Raw genomic sequence first — 20,234 nt, forward strand, 5'->3', positions numbered from 1 at the left:
CAGGCTGAGCGAAGTCGAAGCCCACGCCCTGCCTTCGCCCCAAGGACAATAGTCATCCCTTGGCCTTCGACTGCGCTCAGGCTGAACGGAGGGGGGGGGAGGTGACTTGTACGCGCCTCTGCGCAACCGCAGTTAGCGCCGCAGGAACAGCCAGGACCGGATCGCACTCGCCAGATTGGGCGGATCCTCCGCCACGATCCGTAGCGCGTCGATCTCCGCCACCAGCGCCGACAGCGGCAGGGCGTGCGCCACCGCCGCATCCTCCAGCGCGGTCCAGAATACCGGCTCCAGGCTGATCGAGGTCGCATGGCCCGCGATCGTGATCGACCGTTTGACCGGGCCGACAAAGCCCTCCGCCGGGGCCGCGATCCGGCTCATTCGGTGTCGAACAGGCTGGCCAGCTGCTCGATGATCGTGCCGCCCAGCTGCTCGGCATCCATGATCGTCACCGCGCGGGCATAATAGCGCGTCACGTCATGGCCGATGCCGATCGCGATCAGCTCGACCGGGCTCTTGCTCTCGATCCAGCCGATCACCTGGCGCAGGTGCCGTTCCAGATAGCTGCCCGAATTGACCGACAGGGTGGAATCGTCGACCGGCGCGCCGTCGGAGATGACCATCAGGATGCGCCGCTCCTCGGGCCGCGCGATCAACCGGCTATGCGCCCACATCAGCGCCTCGCCGTCGATATTCTCCTTGAGCAGCCCTTCGCGCATCATCAGGCCGAGATTGTTGCGCGCGCGCCGCCACGGCTCGTCGGCCTGTTTATAGACGATATGGCGGATGTCGTTCAGCCGTCCGGGCTGCGGCGGGCGTCCGGCGGCGAGCCAGGTTTCGCGGCTCTGCCCGCCCTTCCAGGCGCGGGTGGTGAAGCCCAGGATCTCGGTCTTCACCCCGCACCGCTCCAGCGTGCGGGCGAGGATGTCGGCGGAGATGGCCGCGATCCCGATCGGCCGCCCGCGCATCGACCCCGAATTGTCGATCAGAAGGGTGACGACGGTATCGCGGAAATCGGTGTCCCGCTCGATCTTGTAGGACAGCGACAGGCCGGGATTGACCACCACGCGCGCCAGCCTTGCGGCGTCGAGAATGCCCTCTTCCTGGTCGAAGTCCCAGGAACGCGACTGCTGCGCCATCAGCCGGCGTTGCAGCCGGTTGGCGAGCTTCGACACCGCCGATTGCAGATGCGCGAGCTGCTGGTCGAGATAGCCGCGAAGCCGCGCCAGTTCGTCCGCGTCGCACAGCTCGCCCGCGGCGACGACTTCATCGAACTGGGTGGTCCAGGGCTTATAGTCGAATTGCGATGCCAGATCGTTCAGCTGGCGGTTGGGGCGGGTCGGCTGGCTGCCCTCGTCGCCATCCTCGCCGGGTTCGCCGTCGAGATCGTCAAAGGCTTCCTGGCTCTGCTCCTGCGACTCGCCGTCCTCATTGTCCGAGTCGCGCTTCTCGGCGCGCGCCTCGACCTCGCCTTCGCCCTGGCCCTGTTCGTCGTTATCCTCGTCGCTCTCGTCCTGCTGCTGCTCGTCCTCGCCCTGCTCATCGTCGCCGCCCTCATCGGCCTGATCGGGTTCGGCGGGGGGCTCGGCGAGTTCGAGATCGGCGAGCATCTTGGCGGTCAGCGACTGGAACGTCTTCTGGTCGTCCATTGCGCCCGCCAGCGCGTCGAGATCGGTCGCGCCCTCCAGCCAGTCGCGGACCAGCGCCAAGGCGGGCGCGGTTTCGGCAGGCGAGGGACGTCCCGTCATCCGCTCGCGCAGGATCAGGCCGAGCGCGGTCGACAACGGTACCTCGTCCCGGTTGCGCGCCCGCGTCAACGGGTCGGAGCGCAGCCGGACGTCGAGCGCATGGGCCAGATTGTCGCCGATCCCGGCATAGCCGCGCGCGCCTAGCGCCTCGATCCGCGCCGTCTCGACCGCGTCGTACACGGCACGCGCCACTGCCTCGACCGGCGCGGCCTTCGCATGGAGCGCGGTGTCGTGCAGCTTCAGCCGCAGCGCGAAGGCGTCGGCAAAGCCGCGCGCCTCCGCCACCTGCTCGGGCGGCAGCGCGCGGCCGGGCATCGGCACGCGGATATGCTTGCCCGATTGCGCGGGCGCATCGGCGGTGAAGGCCAGCTCCACCTCCGGCTCCTGCGCGATGGTGCGCGCCGTGCCGCCGAGAACCGCCTTGAACCGGTCGAGGGGTGTGTCGTTCGCCATCGGGATCAGGCGCGGCCGACGACGCTTTCGGGCAGGTCCTTGCCGAACACGCGCTGATAATATTCCGCGACCAGCGCGCGCTCATTCTCGTCGCACTTGTTGAGGAACGACAGGCGGAAGGCGAAGCCCGGATCGTTGTTGAAGATCAGCGTGTTCTGCGCCCAGGTGATGACCGTGCGCGGGCTCATGACGGTCGAGATGTCGCCGTTGATGAAACCCTTGCGGGTCATGTCGGCGACGCGGACCATGTTCTCGACCAGTTGCTTGCCGTCGGGCTTGTCATACTCGCCCGACTTGGCGAGCACGATCTGCGCCTCGGTCGCGGCGGGCAGATAGTTGAGCGTGACCACGATGTTCCAGCGGTCCATCTGGCCCTGGTTGATCTGCTGCGTGCCATGATACAGCCCGCTCGTGTCGCCGAGACCCACCGTGTTGGCGGTAGCGAACAGGCGGAACCACTTGTTCGGGCGGATGACGCGATTCTGGTCGAGCAGGGTCAGCTTGCCCTCAGTCTCCAGCACGCGCTGGATCACGAACATCACGTCGGGGCGACCCGCATCATATTCGTCGAAGACCAGCGCGGTCGGCGTCTGCAGCGCCCAGGGCAGGAGCCCCTCGCGGAACTCGGTCACCTGCTGCCCGTCCTTCAGGACGATCGCGTCGCGGCCGATCAGGTCGATCCGGCTGATATGCGCGTCCAGGTTGATGCGGATGCACGGCCAGTTCAGCCGCGCGGCCACCTGTTCGATATGGCTCGACTTGCCGGTGCCGTGATAGCCCTGCACCATCACGCGGCGGTTGTGCGCGAAACCGGCCAGGATCGCCAGCGTCGTGTCGGGATCGAACACATAGGCGGGATCGAGATCGGGGACGCGCTCATCGGCTTCGGAGAAGGCGGGCACCTCCATATCGGTGTCGATGCCGAACAGGTCGCGCACCGACACCATCTTGTCGGGTGCATCGAGAATCGTCGTGTCGCGGCTGTCGGGAAGCGTATTCGGGATGTTGGTCATCAGGCCCTCGTCTCGTCGCTCAACGCCTTAAGCCAAGCGCGGCTCCCTACTCAATGGCGGTGATCGTCAGGAAGCATCGGTTCACGCGATTGCGGCGGCCGTGTTTCGGGGTCATCCTGCCCGTTGCGAATCGGTGGGCAAGAGGCGGTCCCCCGCCCTGAACGGCCGCGCCGCGTCACGGGGGATGGGCGACATGGCGAATTTCATCTGGTATGAATTGCTGACCGACGATGCCGTGGCGGCGCAGGATTTTTACGCGCGGCTGATTGGCTGGCAGATCGGCGACAGCGGGATGCCCGGCATCGACTATCGCATCCTGGCGACTCCGGAAGGCGAGACGATCGGCGGCCTGATCCAGCGGCCCGAGGGCTCGCCGGGCGGGCCGGTCTGGCTCGGCTATCTGCCGGTCGTCGATGTCGACGAATCGATCGCCACCATCGTCGAGGATGGCGGATCGGTCCTGATGCCCGCCTGGAGCGTGGAAGGGGTGGGGCGGATGGCGCTGGTCACCGATCCGCCGGGCGCGCCCTTCTACATCATGGCGACGGAGGGCGACCAGCCGTCGCGCGCCTTTGTCGAGCATGGCACCGGCACCGCGGTCGGCCATGTCGTGTGGAACGAGCGGATCGCCAGCGATCCCGACCGCGCGCTGGCCTTTTTCGGGCGGCATTTCGGCTGGGCGCATCAGGGCGGCATGCCGATGGGCGAGCTGGGCGAATATCGCTTCCTGGCCGATGGTCCGGTGGTGCTGGGCGCGCTGATGGGCTGTCCGCCGGGGGGAACGCCGGGGTGGCGCTTCTATTTCGCGGTGGATGACATCGACGTGGCGGCGGCGCGGGTGGCCGAGCATGGCGGCACGGTCGAGTTCGGGCCGATGGAAATTCCAGGCGGCGACTACTCGCTGTCGGCGCTGGACCCGCAGGGTGCGCGATTCGGATTGGTGGGTCCGCGGAAGTAACCAGATTCCTCCCCTTGCAGGGGAGGAATGGGAGTTACGCAAATGCCGGCGCCTGACGCAGTTGCTGATACGCCGCGATCACCTTCTGTAGCCGCACCTCCTGGCTCCGGTCGCCGCCATTGCGGTCAGGGTGATAGCGCCGCACCAGTTCGCTATAGCGCCGCCGCAGCGCGCCGCGATCGGCGTTCGCCTCCAGCCCCAGCACCTTCAGGCTTTCGCGATCCTGCCCCGACAGCGGCTTGCCATCCGAACGCTCCGGCGCGGCCTCGCGGCGATAGCGGGCGGCGATCGCGTCGAGGGGATCGGAGAAATCGGCCCAGCGCGGACCCGGATCGGTGCCGCCTTGCGCAAAGGCCCGCGTCTCGCGCTCCCAGCCCGCATAGGGGCGTTGGGCGCGGTGGATCTCGTCCGCGCTCATGCCGTCGAAGAAATTATAGCGGCTGTTGAACGCGCGGACATGTTCCAGGCAGAACCAGCGGAACTGGCCCGGCCCGTCGCCGCTGCGCGCCCCTTCGGGCGGGGGCGCGCGGAACTCGCCCGCCTCGGCGCACCCGGCATGATCGCAAGCGCGGCCCGTATTCTCGACGCGGCCATGGAAACGCGCGCCGGGCTTGTCCTTGGAGGTGTCGCTGCTCGACCGACGAGTCACTGTATCCGCTTGTCCCGAAAAACCGTCTATATAGGGGGCATGACCGATATCACCACCGCCCCGATCGCCGACCAGATCGCCGCCCGCCTGACCGCGGCGTTGTCGCCCACCCATCTCGACGTCATCAACGAAAGCGCGATGCACCGGGGGCATCTGGGCGATGACGGCACCGGCGAGAGCCATTTCCGCGTGATCGTCGAATCGCCCGCTTTCGCCGGTCAGTCGCGCGTCGCCCGCCAGCGCATGGTGAACCACGCGCTCGCCGATCTGTTGTCGGAGCGTATCCACGCGCTGGCGATCAGCGCGAAGGCGCCCGGAGAATAAGCCCATGCCCTATGACCTCTGGTACTGGCCCGGCCTGCCGGGACGCGGCGAGTTCGTCCGGCTGGTGCTGGAGGCCGCAGGTCTGCCTTACCGTGACCGGGGCGTGGAGGAGGGGGCGGAGGCACTGCTCACCGACATGCGCAAGGGCAGCCGCCCGCCCTTCGCGCCGCCTTATTTGCGCGCCGGGGGACAGGCGATCGCGCAGGTCGCCAATATCCTCCACTGGCTGACCGAGCGGCACGACCTGGCGCCCGAGGGCGAGCGCGTCTGGCTCCACCAGCTGCAACTGACGATCACCGACATGGTGGCCGAGGTCCACAACGTCCATCACCCGGTCGCGACCGGCGCCTATTATCACGAGCAGAAGCCCGAGGCCGCCCGCGCCGCCGCGCAGTTCCGCGAGGAGCGGCTCCCCAAATTCCTAGGCTATTTCGAGGATGCGCTTGGGAACCGCGACTGGATGGTAGGCGGGCGCTGGTCGCCGGTCGATACCTCGCTGTTCCAGCTGGTGGCGGGCCTGCGCTACATGTTCCCCAAGCGGATGGCGGCGGTCGAGGGGGATTATCCCGGGCTGATCGGCTTGCACCACCGGGTAAAGACGCTGCCCGGCATCGCCGCCTATCTGGACAGCGACCGCCGACAGGCGTTCAACGAAGACGGAATTTTCCGCCATTACCCGGAGCTTGATGCCGCATGACCCGTATACCCCGCCCTGCCGCCCGCATCTTGCTGGTCGATGCGGCCGGGCGGACCCTGATGTTCCGCTTCACCCCCGATGACCGCCCGCCCTTCTGGTGCACGCCCGGCGGCGCGGTCGATCCGGGCGAAAGCTACGAGGATGCCGCCCGCCGCGAGCTGTGGGAGGAAACCGGGCTCGACCGCGATTGCGGGCCGCAGGTGGCGCGGCGGCAGGTCGAATTCCGCACCATCGAGGGGGTCGAGGTCGAGGCCGACGAACGCTATTTCCGCGTCGACATCGACGCGCATGAGGTGAACGGCGCGGGCCACACCGTGCTGGAACAGCGCGTCATGCAAAGCTGGCGCTGGTTCACCCGCGACGAGCTGGCCGCGCATGCCGAACCCTATTTCCCGACCGACCTGATCGAGCTGCTCGACGCCACGGAGCCCACCCCCATGGAGCAACGGTATGTTTGACGATTTCCTGCTGCGCACCCTGCAGCCCTCCACCCATGACCTGGGCGGGTTCAAGGTGCACCGGACGCTGCCCAACAAGGAGCGGACGATGGTCGGCCCCTTCCTGTTCTTCGACCAGATGGGCCCGGCGCAGCTGCAGCCCGGCTCCGGCATCGACGTGCGGCCGCATCCGCATATCAACCTGGCGACCGTCACCTATCTGTTCGACGGCGCGATCGGCCACCGCGATTCGCTGGGCAGCGATCTGGTGATCGAGCCGGGCGCGGTGAACCTGATGACGGCGGGCCACGGCATCGTTCATTCCGAACGCTCGCCGGATGACGTCCGACCGCAGGGGCCCGCGCTGTCGGGTATCCAGACTTGGCTCGCGCTCCCCGAAGCGCAGGAGGAGATGGACCCGGCCTTCGAACATGTCCCCGCCAGCGCGCTGCCCGAGATCGAGGGGCAGGGCGCGACCGCGCGGGTCATCATGGGCGAGCTGTGGGGCCAGCGGTCGCCGACGACGACCTATGCGGGCACCATCTATGCCGACATCGCGCTGGAGCCGGGCGGCGCTATCCCGATCGACGCGTCCGCCGAGGAACGCGCGGTCTATTGCGCGCTGGGCGAGGCGAGCCTGGAGGGCATGACGCTGGAGCCGCAGCGGCTTTATATCCTGAAGCCGGGGATCGCCGCGACGTTGCGCTCCGAGTCGGGCGGGCGGGTGATGCTGTGCGGCGGCGATGCCTTCACGACGCCCCGGCATGTGTGGTGGAATTTCGTCTCCTCCCGCCGCGAGCGGATCGAGGAGGCCAAGCGGGCGTGGAAGGCGCGGGAGTTTCCGACCGTGCCGGGCGATGACGTCGAGCGGATCGAGATTCCGGAGATTCCGAAGACCGTCAGCTATCCGTAATCCGTCTTAAGCCCCTCTCCCGGCAGGGTGAGGGGTTTGGACGTGGCCTTCGACTTCGCTCAGGCCGAACGGGGTCTGGTATCCAGCCCCGTTTCCCAACATCCGTTCATCCAGAGCGAAGTCGGAGGCCACGGGTCGACGCCAGCCGCGGGAAACCGCGTCGCCAGTCAGCGAACCGCTACACCATCAATGTCAGAAAAATGGTGCCCAAGGGCGGGATCGAACCACCGACACTGCGATTTTCAGTCGCATGCTCTACCAACTGAGCTACTTGGGCCCACACCGCGATTGCGATTGGAGGCGTGCCTTTAGGGGTGGTTTCCGCCGCTGTCCAGCCCTTCTTCGTCACTTTCCTTGACCGGAATGCGATAACCATCGCCCAGCCACTGCAGCAGGTCGCGGTCCTTGCATCCGCGCGAGCAGAAGGGGGCGTGTTCGGGGGCGGTCGGCTTGTCGCAGATCGGGCAGGTGGTCATGAGCGTTCCAGGGTGAGGGGGCGGCCGGTGCGGCGCTCCAGCGTCTCGCGCCAGTCCGGGGTCGCCATCAAGCGGTCGTAAACGGGGCCGGACAGGCGATAGGTCGGGGCAGGGCCGGGCGGCTCGCGTTCCCATTGGCGAAGCAGCGCACGGGCGCGAGCGCCGACGGGGTCGATCCCCAGCCGCTCGGGAATCGAGGCGCGGGGGCGTGGGCGCACGATTTGCAAGAAGCCGAAACCGTTGACCGCCGTCCGCTCGAAGGGGAGGGGAAGCGCGGCGTCCAGCGCCTCCGCCACCGCCTGGCGCGGGCCCTTGCCCTCCAGCGTGGGGAAGTCGATGCCGATCGACCCGCCGATACCGTGGCGCAGGATCGCCTCCGCGACCGCGCGGGCCGCGGCGATGGACAAGGGCTCGTGCGGGGGCGAGCCGTCGACGTCGAACAGCGTCATCGCTGGGGTCGGCGTCATGCGCAGCACGCCTGCGCCGAAACCGATCTCACCCGTCACCGCCTCGTCGAGCAGTTCGGACCAGCCCGCCGCCTCCAGATCATCGGGCTGGTGCGGCAGCAATTCGCGGACGGGAATGCCCGTCGCGGCGATTCGCGCGCGCAGATCGGGACCGGCGGCATGCACGGCGTCCTCGGGGGCGACGACCGCCTTGGGCAGCTTGGACCGGCCGCGTTCGGGAATGGCTTCGCGCGTCACGAGGATGGTCAGCGCCGCCCCTTGCGTCATCCCCTTGGGCACCGGCGCCAGCAGCACGTCGCCACCTTGCGCCAGCGTCACCCGACCCTGTCGACCGGGGAGCAGCTCCACCAGCCGCCCCGCCGCCACCGTACCGACGGTCAGCGTGCCCGTCAGCTCGATCGCGGCCTGGACGATCCGGCCATCCTCGACCAGCGCAGCGCGCGCCTCGCCGATCCCGGCCTCATAGAGCCATTCAGACAAGCGGGAGCCCGGCGGCTTTCAACAACGCGCGGGTTTCGAACAGTGGCAGGCCGATCACGCCCGAATGCGACCCTTGCAGGAAGCGGACGAACGCCTCGGCGCGGCCCTGGATGGCATAGCCGCCCGCCTTGCCCAGCCCTTCGCCGCAGGCGATATAGGCGTCGATCTCGTCCTCGGAGAGCGGCTTGAACGCGACGATGGTGTCGGCCAGCCGGGTGCGCGCCTTGCCGGTGGTGTCGATGACGCACACCGCCGACAGCGCATGATGCCGCCGCCCGGACAACAGGCGCAGCAGCTTGCGCTGGACGTCTTGCGTATCGGCAGGCGGCAGGATGCGGCGGCCGAGCGCGATGGTGGTGTCGCCCGCGACGACCACCTCATCCTCGGCACGGGCGACCGCGTGCGCCTTTTCCACCGCCAGCCGCAGCGCATAGACACGCGGCAGCTCGGCGGGGCGCGGCGCTTCGTCGATATCGGGCGAGGCGGTGCGGTCGGGCACGACTCCCAGCCGCGCCAGCAGATCGCGGCGGCGCGGGGAGGAGGATGCAAGGACGAGCGGCATGGTTGGCCGGTCGCTCACTTGAAGCGGTAGGTGATCCGGCCCTTGGTCAGGTCGTACGGCGTCAGCTCGACGAGCACCTCGTCGCCGACCAGCACGCGGATGCGGTTCTTGCGCATCTTGCCCGCCGTATGCCCCAGGATCTCGTGATCATTCTCGAGCTGGACGCGGAACATCGCGTTGGGGAGCAGTTCCACCACGCGGCCGCGCATCTCGAGCAGTTCTTCCTTGGCCAAAAAATACCTCGGTTCGTCTTGTTTTAGGGTATGTCGAAGAGGCGCCGCCATAGCCGCAAAGGCGCCAAAAGGAAAGGCGCGCCGGATCGGACCCGGATATGGGGTCGCGGACGGGGTTCGGCAAGGTCAGACAGCCGTCGATTCCTCCCCTGCAAGGGGAGGGGGACCAGCGAAGCTGGTGGAGGGGTGTCCCGCGTGGTGAATGCGGTTCTCCCTCACCGCACGGGATACCCCTCCGTCAGGCCTGCGGCCTGCCACCTCCCCTTGCAGGGGAGGAAACAGGGGACCATCACGCCGGATTATGCTGCGCCAGGAACGCGGTCATCGCTTTCAGGAATTCCAGCCGGTCCTCGGCGCGGGTGAAGTGGTGGTCGCCCAGCGGCTGTTCGATATAATTCACCGGCTTGCCCGCTGCCTTCAACGCCGCGACCATCATCCGCGACTGGCTGACCGGCACGCGCTTGTCGGCCTTGCCATGGACGATCAGCAGCGGGATCGACACGCTGCCCGCCCCGAAACGCGGCGACACGCTGCGATAGTCGGGCGCCTGTTTGTGCAGCCAGTCGGAGCGCGTCTTGGCAAACAGGAAGCGCGAGTCGTAGCGCTGTATCGCCGCCAGATCGGACACGCCCGCATAGGATATGGCACAGCGATACACCGCCCCGTCGCGTTGCGCCGCGCGCATCGCGGCATAGCCGCCATAGGAGGCGCCGATCATGCAGACGCGCTTGGGGTCCGCAATCCCTTCCTTGGCGGCCCAGCCGACCGCATCGTTCAGATCGTCCTGCATCTTCAGGCCCCATTCGCCCTCGCCCTTCTTGGCGAAGGCGGTGCCATAGCCCGAGGAGCCGCGATAATTTGGCTGGATCACCGCATAGCCCAGCTCGGCCAGATACTGGCTCCACCAGTCCCAGCTTTCGGAGTCCCGGGCAAAGGGGCCGCCATGCGGCATGACGATCAGCGGCAGGTTCCGGCTGCCCTTGCCGCGCGGCATGGTCAGCAGCGCTTCGATCACCGTACCGTCGCGCGCGGTGTAGCGGATGCTGCGCACCGGTGACAGCATACGCCCCTTCAGCTGGGGATTGTGCCAGGACAGGAACTGCATGGTGCCATAGTCGGTGTCCCAGTAATAGAGGGCGCCCGGTGTCGAGGGGCCGCCCACCTCGATCAGGAAGCGGGTGCGGGCCCGGTTCCAGGACACGATCTCGGCGCGGCGGGGTGCCACCGCCTTGTCCACGGCGTCCTGCAATTCCTTGATCCGGGGATCGAGCCAGGCGTCGTGATAAGATTGGTCGGTGTAGCGGATCGCGGCGATGTCGTTGCCCGCCGCATTGGCGATGACCCCGTCAATGTCATAACCGGCGACGGTGCTGATCTTGCGACCCAGCTTCAAGTCGGGCAGCGACACCTCGTACAATGCGTCATAGCCGTCGCTGTCGTCGATCGCGAGCGCGGTGCCATCGGCGCGGAAGATGCTGGGGACCAGAACCGATTCGGCCTTGCGGCCATCGGCGCGCGCGATGATCCGAAAAGACTCGGCATTGGACTGGCGATAGAGCAGGCTCGTCCTGCGCGTGTCGTCGCTGTAGCGGACGCCCATGCGCAGCTGGCCCTGGCTATCGGCATACCAGTCCCAGACATCGGTCTGGCCCGACGCGATGCGCTTCACCCGCCCGGTCGAGACGTCGGCTTCATAGACGGAAGGATAGACATCGGCCATCGAGTAGATGCCGGTCTGCTTGGCGAACAGGATTCGCGGCGTGCCGTCGCGCGCGGTCCATAGCACTTCATCGGCGCGAAAGCCCGAATTGTCCCAGTCGAGCTTCACCCTCTTCTGCATGTCGGCGCGGATGCCGATGATTCGGGTGACATAATATTCCTCGCCCTGGATGATCTGCTTGCTGCCCAGACCCGCGATCAGCCATTCGTCATTGACCCAGCGCCACCAGTTGATGTCGACATCGTCGTCCAGCCCGGCGAGTACCGGCTTGCCCATGTCCTTCAGCAGCGGGGCGACCATCAGATATTGCTTGCCGTTCAGCGCCCGCTTGCCCGCGATCCGGGTGCCGTCGGGCGACAGGGCAGGGCCTTCGAATTCGGGCAGCGCGGCAAAGGCCTCGACCGGCTGAGGCGGGGTGACGGTCGGCGGCGCGGCGGGGGCGCCGGTCGGCTTGCTCGCATCCTGCGTCATGCCGGTCAGCGTCATCAGGGCGAGCGCCATCGCCGACGCGCCCAGCATCCTCAACCCCGTCGTCTTCATCATCATCCCCCAACCGCCGACGCGCTCCCCAGCGTACGACTTGCTTTAGATTAGCAGTGCAGATGGGCGGGGAAAGAGGCTTTCAACGGTCGGTGCCGTGCTCGAACCCCCATCGCGAGGGCAGGGGAACCGTGCCTTGCGCGTCGACCAGCGACAGTCCTTCGCCAGCGGCGAAGCCCCCGATTCGAGTCGCCGGGATCGGTGGGAGCATGTGCGGCGGCAGGGCGAAGAGCAGTTCGTAATCGTCGCCCGCCGTCGCCGCGACCAGGCGCGCGGCACGATCCTCGCCGCCAAAGCCGCGGGCCTCGGCCGACAGGGGCAGCGAATCGAGGTCGATGGTGACGCCCAGGCCGCTGGCCCGTGCCATCCGCGCGGCGTCGATCAACACGCCGTCGGACACGTCCATCATCGCATGGACGACCGGCCCCAGCGCGCGGCCCTCGGTCAGCCGGGGCTGGGGACGGCGATAGGCGTCACGCAGCGCGACCGGGCCATGGCCCTGCCGGGCGATGGCCAGCCCCAGCCCCGCATCGCCGATCGTGCCCGTCACCCACAAGCCATCCCCGGCTCTCGCCCCGTCCCGCGCGGGCGCAGCGGCATCGCGGCCAAAGGCGGTCAGGGTCAGCGTCCGCGCACCGCGCAGCGACACGGTGTCGCCGCCGATCAGCCTTGCGTCGAAGCGGGTGAGCACCACCGCCAATCCATCCAGAAAGGCGCGGTCCCAGGCGGCGTCGCCCAGCGGATAGTTGAGCATCACCCCCTCGACCAGCGCGCCCTTGGCGGCCAGGTCGGACAGGTTGGTGGCGACGAGCTTCCACGCGACATCGGCGGGTGGATCGTCGGGCAGGAAATGCACGCCCTCGACCAGCGTGTCGCTGGTGACGACCAGCGGCGCGGCGGTCAGCACGGCACTATCGTCGATCAGGCCGCGCGCACCGGGATGCAGCGGCATCCGGCGCAGCGCGGTGATGAACTCCGCCTCGGTCATCGGGCGGCGGCGGGGATCAGGCGCGCGCGACCTTGGCGATCGCGTCGAGCAGGCCGTTGACGAAGCCCGATTCGCGCTTCTCGTAAAAGGCGTGGGCGACATCGACATATTCGCTGATGACCGCGCCGACCGGCACGTCGTGGCGGGCCAGCAGTTCATAGGTCCCGGCGCGCAGGATCGCCTTCATCGGCCGATCGAGCCGGTTCAGCGTCCAGCCCGTGGCCAGCTTGCCCTCGATCATCCGGTCGATCTCGCCCAGCCGGGCATGGACGCCCTTGACGATGTCATCGAAGAAATCGGTGTCGGCATCGGCATATTCGACATCTTCGATGGTCGCGCCGATGCGGTGGTTGTGGAATTCGTGGAGCAGCGCCGCCAGCGGGGTCTGTTCCATGTCATGCTGGTAAAGCGCCTGAACGGCGGCAAGGCGCGCGGCGGCGCGCGCCTGGGTACGGGCGGTGGGACGAGTCATTGGCGGGCCTTTACCGGGCTGTCGCCAATTCGTCACGTATTTTGGGAGAAGGGGGTGGGACGGGGTGGGGGGCGTGGCCTTCGACTTCGCTCAGGCTGAACGGGGTTTGGTATCCAGCCCCGTTTCCAACCGCCGTTCAGCCTGAGCGAAGTCGAAGGCCACGGGATAACAGGAATCACAATTCCCGACGGAAATACACCACCCGCTCGGTCTCGGCGAACCCCAGCGCCCGGTGCATCGCATGGGAGTCGAGATTGTCCAGCTCGGCATCGGAGGCAAACTCCGAGCACCCCAGCGCCCGCCCCCAATCCGCCACTGTCGCGACCAGCGCCCCGGCGACCCCCTGCCGCCGCCACGCCGGATCGACATACAGCCCTTCCAGAAACAGCACCGGCGAGCCGTCGCAGCCATTGACGTAATCATGCCGCACCGCCGCCTCGGCAAAGCCGATCACCCGGCCGTCCGCCAGAGCGACGAAATTCCCGTCGCCCTCGGGCAAGTCCGCCGGATCGCCCGCGTCCTCGCCCCAAAGCGCCGCCCGCAACGCCAGCCATCCTTCCCGATGCTCCGGCGCGGCGGGCGTGACGATCATCGGTTGAGGCGCAGCCGCAAAGCCACCGACTTGGCATGCGCCGGAAGCCCCTCGGCATGGGCGAGCGCCACCGTCGCGGGGCCGAGTTCGTTCAGCGCCGTCTCGGTCAGGCCTAAAAAGCTCGTCCGCTTCATGAAGTCGAGCACGGACAGCCCGCTGGCGAAGCGCGCCCGGCGGCCGGTGGGCAGCACGTGATTCGGACCCGCGACATAATCGCCGATCGCCTCGGGCGTATGGCGGCCCAGGAATACCGACCCGGCATGGCGCAACCGGTCGAACAGGCTCTGCGGATCGTCCACCGCCAGTTCGAGATGCTCGGGCGCGAGCCGGTCGACCAGCGGCATGGCGGCCTCCAGCGAATCGACCACGATGATCGCGCCGTTCGCGTCCCAGGCGGTGCGCGCGACGCTGGCGGTGGCCAGTTCGGGGATCTGCCGGTCGACCGCCTCGGCCACCCGCTCGGCGAAATCGGCGTCGTCGGTGAACAGGATCGACTGGGTGACGGTGTCGTGCTCAGCCTGGCTCAGCAGGTCGGCGGCGATCCAGTCGGGATCGTTCCTGCCGTCGGCGACCACGACGATCTCGGAGGGGCCCGCCACCATGTCGATGCCGACCATGCCGTAAACCTGCCGCTTGGCCTCCGCGACCCAGGCATTGCCGGGCCCGGTGACGACGTCGACCCGCTGGATACGACCCGCACCATAAGCCAGCGCGCCCACGGCCTGGGCGCCGCCGACCCGCCATACCTCGTCCACGCCCGCCAGATGCGCGGCGGCGAGGACCAGATGGTTGATCTCGCCCTTGGGCGTCGGCGTGACCATCACCAGCCGCTCGACCCCGGCCACCTTGGCCGGAATCGCGTTCATCAGCAGCGAGGAGGGATAGGCCGCCCGCCCGCCGGGGACGTAGATCCCGGCCGCATCCACCGCCGTCCAGCGTGCGCCCAGCCGCACGCCCTGCGCATCGACATAGTCGGTGTCGGTCGGCTTCTGCTTTTCGTGATAGGCGCGGATGCGCGCGGCGGCGAGGTCGAGCGCGGCACGCAATTCGGGCTCCAGCGCCTCATAAGCCGCACGGCAATCGGCCGGTTCGATCCGCCAGCCGGTCTCGGCAAGGTCATGACCGTCGAACTGCTTGGTGAAGGCCGCCACCGCCGCTTCGCCATCGTCGCGGACCGCGCGCAGGATGACCTGCACGTCGCGCGCGACATCGGCATCGCTCTCGCGCCGGGCGTCGACCAGCTCGTCGAACGCGGCGGCGAAGCCTGCGTCGCTCGTATTCAGCCGGATCATGCCGCTTCCCTTTCGGCGACGGCGCGGCGGAACGCCTCGACCAGCGGCACGACCTGCCCCCGCGTCTTCATCGCGGCGCGGTTGACGACGAGGCGCGAGGTGACTTCCTCGATCACCTCGACCTCGACCAGCCCGTTTTCCTTGAGCGTCCGTCCCGAGGACACCAGATCGACGATGCGCGGCGCCAGGCCCAGCGTGGGAGCCAGCTCCATCGCGCCGTTCAGCTTGACGCACTCGGCCTGCACGCCCCGCGCCGCGAAGTGGCGGCTGGTGATGTGCGGATATTTGGTCGCGACACGGACATGACTCCACCCGCGCGGATCGTCGCTCTCGGCCATGGCGGCGGGCTCGGCGACCGAGATGCGGCAATGGCCGATCTTCAGGTCGACGGGTGCATAGAGTTCGGAATAGCCGAATTCGGACAGCACGTCGGACCCCACGATGCCCAGCTGCGCCGCGCCGTGGGCGACGAAGGTGGCGACGTCGAAGGCGCGGACGCGGATCAGCTCGATGCCGGGGACATCGGTCGCGAAACGCAACGCGCGGCTGTCCTTGTCGGTGAAGGCCGGTTCGGGCCGGATGCCGGCGGCGGCGAGCAGCGGCAGCGCCTCGGCCAGGATGCGTCCCTTGGGGACGGCGATGATGAGCGGCTGGACCATGAGGATCGGGGACTTAACCCCCGCCACCGGGGATCGCAATGTCGGCGTAGGAATTCCTCCCCTGCAAGGGGAGGTGGCAGTCCGCAGGACTGACGGAGGAGTGTCACCCTATCGAGAGCGCCCATGCCCCTCCACCACCGCTTCGCGGCGGTCCCCCTCCCCAAGCACAGCTTGGGGAGGATCGGGGTTTACACCTTTGCGGCGTAGATCATCCGGCCGGGGCCGAGGTTCGCGAATACCTGGTCCAGGTCGCTCTCGCCGACCGCGAAGCAGCCCTGGCTGCGGCCGAGCATCCCGTGGGTCTTGATCATGTCGCGATTGGCGTACCAGGCCGAATGGATCACGATCGCGCGGCCCAGCGCATTGTCGTTGGTCGGATCGAGGCCGACCAGACGCTGCGACCGGCCATGCTTGCCGACATAATAATCGTCGGTCAGGAAGGCGCCTTCCGAGCTGGCGTTCGAATTGAACGCGTTGGAGAAGCGCTGAAGATAGCCGCTATGCGACGGGTCCGAGCCGCTGCCGTGCGATACGAGCAGCGAGGTGCTGCGGCCGCTAACCAGATCGACCAGATGGAGGCGGGGTTCGGACGAGCCGACGGCGAAATCGACGATCGCCATCCGGTCGCGCCGATGCACCTGCGATCCGTGCCGCTGGAGCGAAGCCATTGCCTGACGCAGCAGGTCCGGACGGACGACGCGTGACGAGGCCAGGATGGGCTGGGCCGGGATGGGTGACGCCATGGTCGGGCGCGGCGGCAGCGGCGGCTGGCGCAACGGGCGAAGATCATTCGCCGTCAGCCTTCCCCGGGCATTGACTGCCCCCGGAACCGCCAGTGCCCCGGCCAGCACCAGCGCGTTCTTCAACAGCGCGCGCCGACCCGGCGCCGCGTCCAGATTATCGTGCATTATGGTCCTTCAACCCCAGAAATCCCGCGACTCCCAAATAGCAGATGAAGGGCCATTTTTCTGCCCGCTCCGCTATCCGTTGATCGCTTGGTTCCATCGACTCGGCGTAAGTTCCGTCGCAGCGCAAAAATTTTCGCTTGGCACTATTTTCAGGTTGACGTGTTTAAAAATTCGTGAACTCGCCAAGGAAAAGGGATATGAAGGCTTTCGCTTTTGCCGCCCTGCTGGGGCTTGCGTCGCCAGGTTTCGTCGCTCCCGCGCTCGCCGCCGAGGAAGGGCCTGCCACCGCCACGGTGGCACAGGCCGCCGCCGCACTGGCTCCCAACCGCTTCGTCTGGGCCGATCCGCAGATGGTCGCCGTCGATCCGGTGACCCAGCCCGTGACGGTGGTGGTCAGCATTCCGATGCAACGCGCCTATGTCTATCGCGGCGACGCGATGATCGCGGCGGCCTCGGTTTCGACCGGCAAGGACGGCAAGGACACGCCGACCGGCATCTTCCCCATCCTGCAGAAGCGCGAGATGCACCGCAGCAACCTGTATGACAGTGCGCCGATGCCCTATATGCAGCGCCTGACCTGGGACGGCGTCGCGCTGCACGCGGGCAAAAATCCGGGCTTTCCCGATTCGCACGGCTGCATCCGCCTGCCCGCCGCCTTTGCCAAGAAGCTGTTCTCGATCACCTCGGTAGGGACGAACGTGATCGTCACCGACCAGATGGTCGGCGATCAATTCGATCCGACGCTGATGGAAACGGAAGCGAGCCAGGCGAATCAGGCGCAGTTGGCGTCGTTGGCGCGGTGAGGTTGAGATGGTGAAGCGTGGCCTTCGACTTCGCTCAGGCTGAACGGAGTTTTGGAACGATCCCACCAAGCCGTTCATGCTGAGCGAAGTCGAAGCACACGGGCTGAAATTGCAGCTAGGCGACCAACCCCAATGCCCGAAGCTGCGGCCGAAGCGTCGCCTCATCGGTAAAGTGCAGCGCATGGATACCCATCGTCGCCGCTGCGTCGATATTCGCCCGATTGTCGTCGATGAACACTGCCTGCCCCGGCTCCAGCCCGAATCGGGCGAGCGCTAGGGCGTAGATGGCGGGATCGGGCTTCACCAGCTTTTCGTTGCCCGACACCACCACGTCGCGGAACCGGTCGAATAGCGCGCTTTCCCGCACCCGGAAGGGCGGCCAGAATTCATGGCTGAAGTTCGTGATCGCGAACAGCGGCACACCCGCCGAATCGAGTTCGGCGACTAGGTCGTGCATTCCCGGGATCGGGTCGCCGATGCTCTCGCGGAAACGCGGGCCCCAGGCGGCGATCAGGTCGCGATGCTGCGGGTATAGCGCGATCAGCTCCGCCGAAGTGTCGGCGAAGTCGCGGCCCGCATCATGCTGGAAATGCCATTCGGTCGTGACGACATCGCGCAGAAACGCATCGAGCGCCCGATCGTCCGCGATCAGGCGCCGATACAGGATCCGCGGATCCCAGTCGTAAAGGACGCGACCGACGTCGAAGATGACGGCGGTCGGCCGATCGGCGCGCAGGTCGGACAAGGCGTCCGTCCCGTTCGATTCGATCGGCATCAGGGGTGATTAGCCCTGGCGCGCCTTGAAACGACGGTTGGTCTTGTTGATGACATAGGTGCGGCCGCGACGGCGGATCACGCGGTTGTCCCGGTGGCGATCCTTGAGCGACTTCAGGGAATTGCGGATCTTCATGATCGATTCGCTTCTTTTGAACTGGAGGGTGATCTGGAAAGCGTCGCCGCCTAGTGGCAATGGGCTCCCAAGTCAAGGTTGGGCAAGTCAAGGTTGGGCCATGACATGTCGGTCAGGATTCATGCGCCCCCTTCCGCCGCCGGATCAACCGCCATATGTCATGCGTTGCCCATCCGTAACATCCTCGAAGGTGTCTTCAACGCATGAAAGCCCGCTCGCTCCTGATCCTCGCGGCCGCCGCCGGAACGCTGGCCGCCTGTTCCACCACGGGCGGGGGCCTGCCGCCGACCGAGGTGATCCGCTATCATCTGGGCGAGCCGATCGCGCGCGGCACCATCCGGGTCGAGCCCTTGTCGAACACCGGGCCCGCCAGCATCGAGTTCAAGACCTATGCCGCCGCGGTCGAGACCGCGCTGCTCCGCAACGGCTATGCGCTGCCCCAGGGTGAAGCGCAGCCCGATTATATCGCGACCGTGTCCTTCACCCGCGCCAACCGGCTGGGCCCGCCGCGCCGTTCGCCCTTCTCGATCGGCCTGGGCGGCGGCGGCTTTTCGGGCGGTGGCGGCGGCGGTGTCGGCCTGGGCGGCGGCGTGAGCTTCCCGATCGGCAAGAGCCGTCCGCAGGAGATCATCGGCACCGAACTGTCGGTGCAGATCAAGCGCCGGGTCGACCAGTCGCCCATCTGGGAGGGGAGCGCCCGCAACATCGCGCCGGTGCAGGCCGTCGCCAAGATCAATGCGCAGGCGCAGGCCGCCAAGCTGGCGGATGCGCTGTTCACCAAATTCCCGGGCGAATCGGGCCGCACCATCGAGGTGAAGTGAGCGCCATGACCCTGACCATCAATGCGTCCTTCGACGGCGGCAATATCCGCGTCGTCGGGATCGAGGGCGACCGGGTCGACCTGGAGATCGTGAAGGACAAGGACTCCGACTTCTACCAGTGGTTCTATTTCCGGGTCGGCGGCGCGAAGGGGCGGACGCTCACCTTCCGCATCCTGAACGGCGCGGATTCGGCCTTTCCCGGTGGCTGGCCCCATTATCATGTCCGTGCCTCGACAGACCGGCAGGAATGGCGGATGACGCCGACCGCTTACGCCGATGGCGTGATCGAATGGCAGTGGACGGGGGGCAGCGACGTCGCCTGGTTCGCCTATTTCGAGCCCTATACGATGGAGCGGCACCACGACCTGGTCGCGCGTATCGCCACGCGCGGTGTCCATCACGAAGAGATCGGCGTCACGCTGGACGGCCAGCCGATCGACTATTTCCGCCTCGGCTCGGGCGCGAAGCAGGTGTGGCTCTATGCCCGCCAGCATCCGGGCGAATCCATGGCCGAATGGTGGATGGAGGGTGCGCTCGACTGGCTGACCAGTCCGGCGGCCGAGTCGCTGCTGGCGGCGGCGACGGTCCATGTCGTGCCCAACATGAACCCGGACGGCACGCGGCGCGGTCATCTGCGCACCAATGCGGCCGGCGTGAACCTCAACCGCGAATGGCACGACCCCACGCCGGAGCGCAGCCCGGAAGTGTTGTGTGTCCGCAACCGCATGGACCAGACCGGCGTCGACTTCGCGATCGACGCCCATGGCGACGAGGCGATCCCGGCGAACTTCATCGCCGGGTTCGAGGGGATTCCCAGCTGGACCGAGGAGCATGGCGCCAGATTCTATGAATTCGGCCGCCGCCTCGCCGCGCACACGCCCGATTTCCAGACCCAGATGGGCTATGAGAAGTCCGCGCCGGGCCGCGCGAATCTGGCCATGTCGACCAACCAGCTCGCCGAGCGGTTCGGCGCGGTGTCGGTGACGCTGGAAATGCCGTTCAAGGACCATGACCCGAACCCCGACGCCGTGCATGGCTGGTCGGGCGAACGCTCGGCCAAGCTGGGCGTGGCATGCCTGGAGGTGCTGTCGGAGATGATCGGGGAGATTTGATCGGGGAGGG

25 protein-coding genes and 1 tRNA gene are annotated in these 20,234 nt (G+C 67.3%); 8 read left to right on the top strand and 18 right to left on the bottom strand.

Features of this window, described 5'->3' with window-relative positions; genetic code table 11:
• Positions 1 to 132: 132 nt before the first annotated feature.
• The 3 genes from QZ546_RS13000 to cobS are packed head-to-tail and all read right to left on the bottom strand — an operon-like array spanning position 133 to position 3,211.
• A complete protein-coding gene (locus QZ546_RS13000; protein ID WP_294238215.1) occupies positions 133 to 378 on the bottom strand; it encodes a ribbon-helix-helix domain-containing protein in 246 nt (81 codons plus the stop codon).
• Positions 375 to 2,198: a cobaltochelatase subunit CobT gene (gene cobT / locus QZ546_RS13005; RefSeq protein ID WP_294238218.1), complete on the bottom strand. Its 1,824-nt coding sequence runs from the start codon at positions 2,196 to 2,198 to the stop codon at positions 375 to 377. The genes QZ546_RS13000 and cobT overlap by 4 nt, the downstream gene beginning before the upstream one ends.
• 5 nt (positions 2,199 to 2,203) lie before the next feature.
• Entirely contained in the window at positions 2,204 to 3,211 is a 1,008-nt protein-coding gene (gene cobS, locus QZ546_RS13010; protein WP_294238221.1) for a cobaltochelatase subunit CobS, read from the bottom strand.
• 193 nt (positions 3,212 to 3,404) lie between these two features.
• On the opposite strand from cobS, the gene QZ546_RS13015 reads away from it, so the two are divergent.
• Positions 3,405 to 4,169 carry a VOC family protein gene (locus QZ546_RS13015; RefSeq protein ID WP_294238223.1) on the top strand — a complete coding sequence of 255 codons (765 nt, stop codon included), beginning with the start codon at positions 3,405 to 3,407 and terminating at the stop codon, positions 4,167 to 4,169.
• Positions 4,170 to 4,203: 34 nt separating this feature from the next.
• On the opposite strand, the gene QZ546_RS13020 is transcribed toward QZ546_RS13015, so the two are convergent.
• Entirely contained in the window at positions 4,204 to 4,818 is a 615-nt protein-coding gene (locus tag QZ546_RS13020; RefSeq protein ID WP_294238226.1) for a J domain-containing protein, read from the bottom strand.
• 39 nt (positions 4,819 to 4,857) lie between these two features.
• Here QZ546_RS13020 and QZ546_RS13025 point away from each other — a divergent pair, with 39 nt between their 5' ends.
• The 4 genes from QZ546_RS13025 to QZ546_RS13040 are packed head-to-tail and all read left to right on the top strand — an operon-like array spanning position 4,858 to position 7,189.
• Positions 4,858 to 5,142: a BolA family transcriptional regulator gene (locus QZ546_RS13025; protein ID WP_294238229.1), complete on the top strand. Its 285-nt coding sequence runs from the start codon at positions 4,858 to 4,860 to the stop codon at positions 5,140 to 5,142.
• 4 nt (positions 5,143 to 5,146) lie between these two features.
• Positions 5,147 to 5,839, top strand: a complete 693-nt coding sequence (locus tag QZ546_RS13030; RefSeq protein ID WP_294238231.1) for a glutathione S-transferase — start codon at positions 5,147 to 5,149, stop codon at positions 5,837 to 5,839.
• The gene (locus QZ546_RS13035) at positions 5,836 to 6,297 is read left to right on the top strand and encodes an NUDIX domain-containing protein (protein ID WP_294238233.1); all 462 of its coding nucleotides are present in this window, start codon (positions 5,836 to 5,838) and stop codon (positions 6,295 to 6,297) included. The genes QZ546_RS13030 and QZ546_RS13035 overlap by 4 nt, the downstream gene beginning before the upstream one ends.
• On the top strand, positions 6,290 to 7,189 hold the full coding sequence (locus tag QZ546_RS13040; RefSeq protein WP_294238236.1) for a pirin family protein: 900 nt from the start codon (positions 6,290 to 6,292) through the stop codon (positions 7,187 to 7,189). Before QZ546_RS13035 ends, QZ546_RS13040 begins: the two co-directional genes overlap by 8 nt.
• Positions 7,190 to 7,390: 201 nt before the next feature.
• Here the strand turns inward: QZ546_RS13040 and QZ546_RS13045 are convergent.
• From QZ546_RS13045 to QZ546_RS13100, 12 genes are all read right to left on the bottom strand, one after another.
• Positions 7,391 to 7,466, bottom strand: a tRNA-Phe gene (locus QZ546_RS13045).
• Between the two features lie 31 nt (positions 7,467 to 7,497).
• Positions 7,498 to 7,665 carry a DNA gyrase inhibitor YacG gene (locus QZ546_RS13050; RefSeq protein WP_294238239.1) on the bottom strand — a complete coding sequence of 56 codons (168 nt, stop codon included), beginning with the start codon at positions 7,663 to 7,665 and terminating at the stop codon, positions 7,498 to 7,500.
• Positions 7,662 to 8,612 carry a ribonuclease gene (locus QZ546_RS13055; protein WP_294238241.1) on the bottom strand — a complete coding sequence of 317 codons (951 nt, stop codon included), beginning with the start codon at positions 8,610 to 8,612 and terminating at the stop codon, positions 7,662 to 7,664. The genes QZ546_RS13050 and QZ546_RS13055 overlap by 4 nt, the downstream gene beginning before the upstream one ends.
• Complete coding sequence (locus QZ546_RS13060; protein WP_294238243.1) at positions 8,605 to 9,174, bottom strand: nucleoside triphosphate pyrophosphatase; 570 nt, start codon at positions 9,172 to 9,174, stop codon at positions 8,605 to 8,607. Before QZ546_RS13060 ends, QZ546_RS13055 begins: the two co-directional genes overlap by 8 nt.
• A 14-nt stretch (positions 9,175 to 9,188) precedes the next feature.
• Complete coding sequence (gene infA, locus QZ546_RS13065; protein ID WP_007403889.1) at positions 9,189 to 9,407, bottom strand: translation initiation factor IF-1; 219 nt, start codon at positions 9,405 to 9,407, stop codon at positions 9,189 to 9,191.
• A 289-nt stretch (positions 9,408 to 9,696) separates the two neighbouring features.
• Positions 9,697 to 11,673 (bottom strand): S9 family peptidase, encoded by a 1,977-nt coding sequence (locus QZ546_RS13070; protein ID WP_294238244.1) that lies wholly within the window; start codon positions 11,671 to 11,673, stop codon positions 9,697 to 9,699.
• 76 nt (positions 11,674 to 11,749) lie between these two features.
• Positions 11,750 to 12,655 carry a thiamine-phosphate kinase gene (gene thiL, locus QZ546_RS13075; protein ID WP_294238247.1) on the bottom strand — a complete coding sequence of 302 codons (906 nt, stop codon included), beginning with the start codon at positions 12,653 to 12,655 and terminating at the stop codon, positions 11,750 to 11,752.
• A gap of 16 nt (positions 12,656 to 12,671) precedes the next feature.
• Entirely contained in the window at positions 12,672 to 13,127 is a 456-nt protein-coding gene (gene nusB, locus QZ546_RS13080) for a transcription antitermination factor NusB (RefSeq protein ID WP_294238249.1), read from the bottom strand.
• Between the two features lie 175 nt (positions 13,128 to 13,302).
• Positions 13,303 to 13,719, bottom strand: coding sequence for an aminoglycoside 6'-N-acetyltransferase (gene aac(6'), locus QZ546_RS13085; RefSeq protein ID WP_294238252.1), 417 nt, complete (start codon positions 13,717 to 13,719; stop codon positions 13,303 to 13,305).
• Positions 13,716 to 15,011: a histidinol dehydrogenase gene (hisD, locus tag QZ546_RS13090; RefSeq protein ID WP_294238255.1), complete on the bottom strand. Its 1,296-nt coding sequence runs from the start codon at positions 15,009 to 15,011 to the stop codon at positions 13,716 to 13,718. Before hisD ends, aac(6') begins: the two co-directional genes overlap by 4 nt.
• A complete protein-coding gene (hisG, locus tag QZ546_RS13095) occupies positions 15,008 to 15,670 on the bottom strand; it encodes an ATP phosphoribosyltransferase (RefSeq protein WP_294238257.1) in 663 nt (220 codons plus the stop codon). Before hisG ends, hisD begins: the two co-directional genes overlap by 4 nt.
• A gap of 188 nt (positions 15,671 to 15,858) precedes the next feature.
• Positions 15,859 to 16,578, bottom strand: a complete 720-nt coding sequence (locus tag QZ546_RS13100; RefSeq protein ID WP_294238259.1) for a murein L,D-transpeptidase catalytic domain family protein — start codon at positions 16,576 to 16,578, stop codon at positions 15,859 to 15,861.
• 197 nt (positions 16,579 to 16,775) lie between these two features.
• On the opposite strand from QZ546_RS13100, the gene QZ546_RS13105 reads away from it, so the two are divergent.
• A complete protein-coding gene (locus QZ546_RS13105) occupies positions 16,776 to 17,381 on the top strand; it encodes a L,D-transpeptidase family protein (protein ID WP_294238262.1) in 606 nt (201 codons plus the stop codon).
• Positions 17,382 to 17,496: 115 nt separating this feature from the next.
• Here QZ546_RS13105 and QZ546_RS13110 read toward each other — a convergent pair whose 3' ends face one another.
• On the bottom strand, positions 17,497 to 18,156 hold the full coding sequence (locus QZ546_RS13110) for an HAD family phosphatase (protein WP_294238264.1): 660 nt from the start codon (positions 18,154 to 18,156) through the stop codon (positions 17,497 to 17,499).
• A gap of 9 nt (positions 18,157 to 18,165) precedes the next feature.
• Positions 18,166 to 18,291, bottom strand: coding sequence for a type B 50S ribosomal protein L36 (gene ykgO / locus QZ546_RS13115; protein WP_003046794.1), 126 nt, complete (start codon positions 18,289 to 18,291; stop codon positions 18,166 to 18,168).
• A 203-nt stretch (positions 18,292 to 18,494) separates the two neighbouring features.
• Here ykgO and QZ546_RS13120 point away from each other — a divergent pair, with 203 nt between their 5' ends.
• Both QZ546_RS13120 and QZ546_RS13125 read left to right on the top strand, forming a co-directional pair.
• Complete coding sequence (locus tag QZ546_RS13120; RefSeq protein ID WP_294238265.1) at positions 18,495 to 19,112, top strand: DUF4136 domain-containing protein; 618 nt, start codon at positions 18,495 to 18,497, stop codon at positions 19,110 to 19,112.
• Between the two features lie 5 nt (positions 19,113 to 19,117).
• The gene (locus QZ546_RS13125; protein ID WP_294238268.1) at positions 19,118 to 20,224 is read left to right on the top strand and encodes a M14-type cytosolic carboxypeptidase; all 1,107 of its coding nucleotides are present in this window, start codon (positions 19,118 to 19,120) and stop codon (positions 20,222 to 20,224) included.
• Positions 20,225 to 20,234: the final 10 nt, after the last annotated feature.

The sequence above is a fragment of the uncultured Sphingomonas sp. genome, from assembly GCF_913062585.1.
Classification (GTDB): Bacteria; Pseudomonadota; Alphaproteobacteria; order Sphingomonadales; family Sphingomonadaceae; genus Sphingomonas.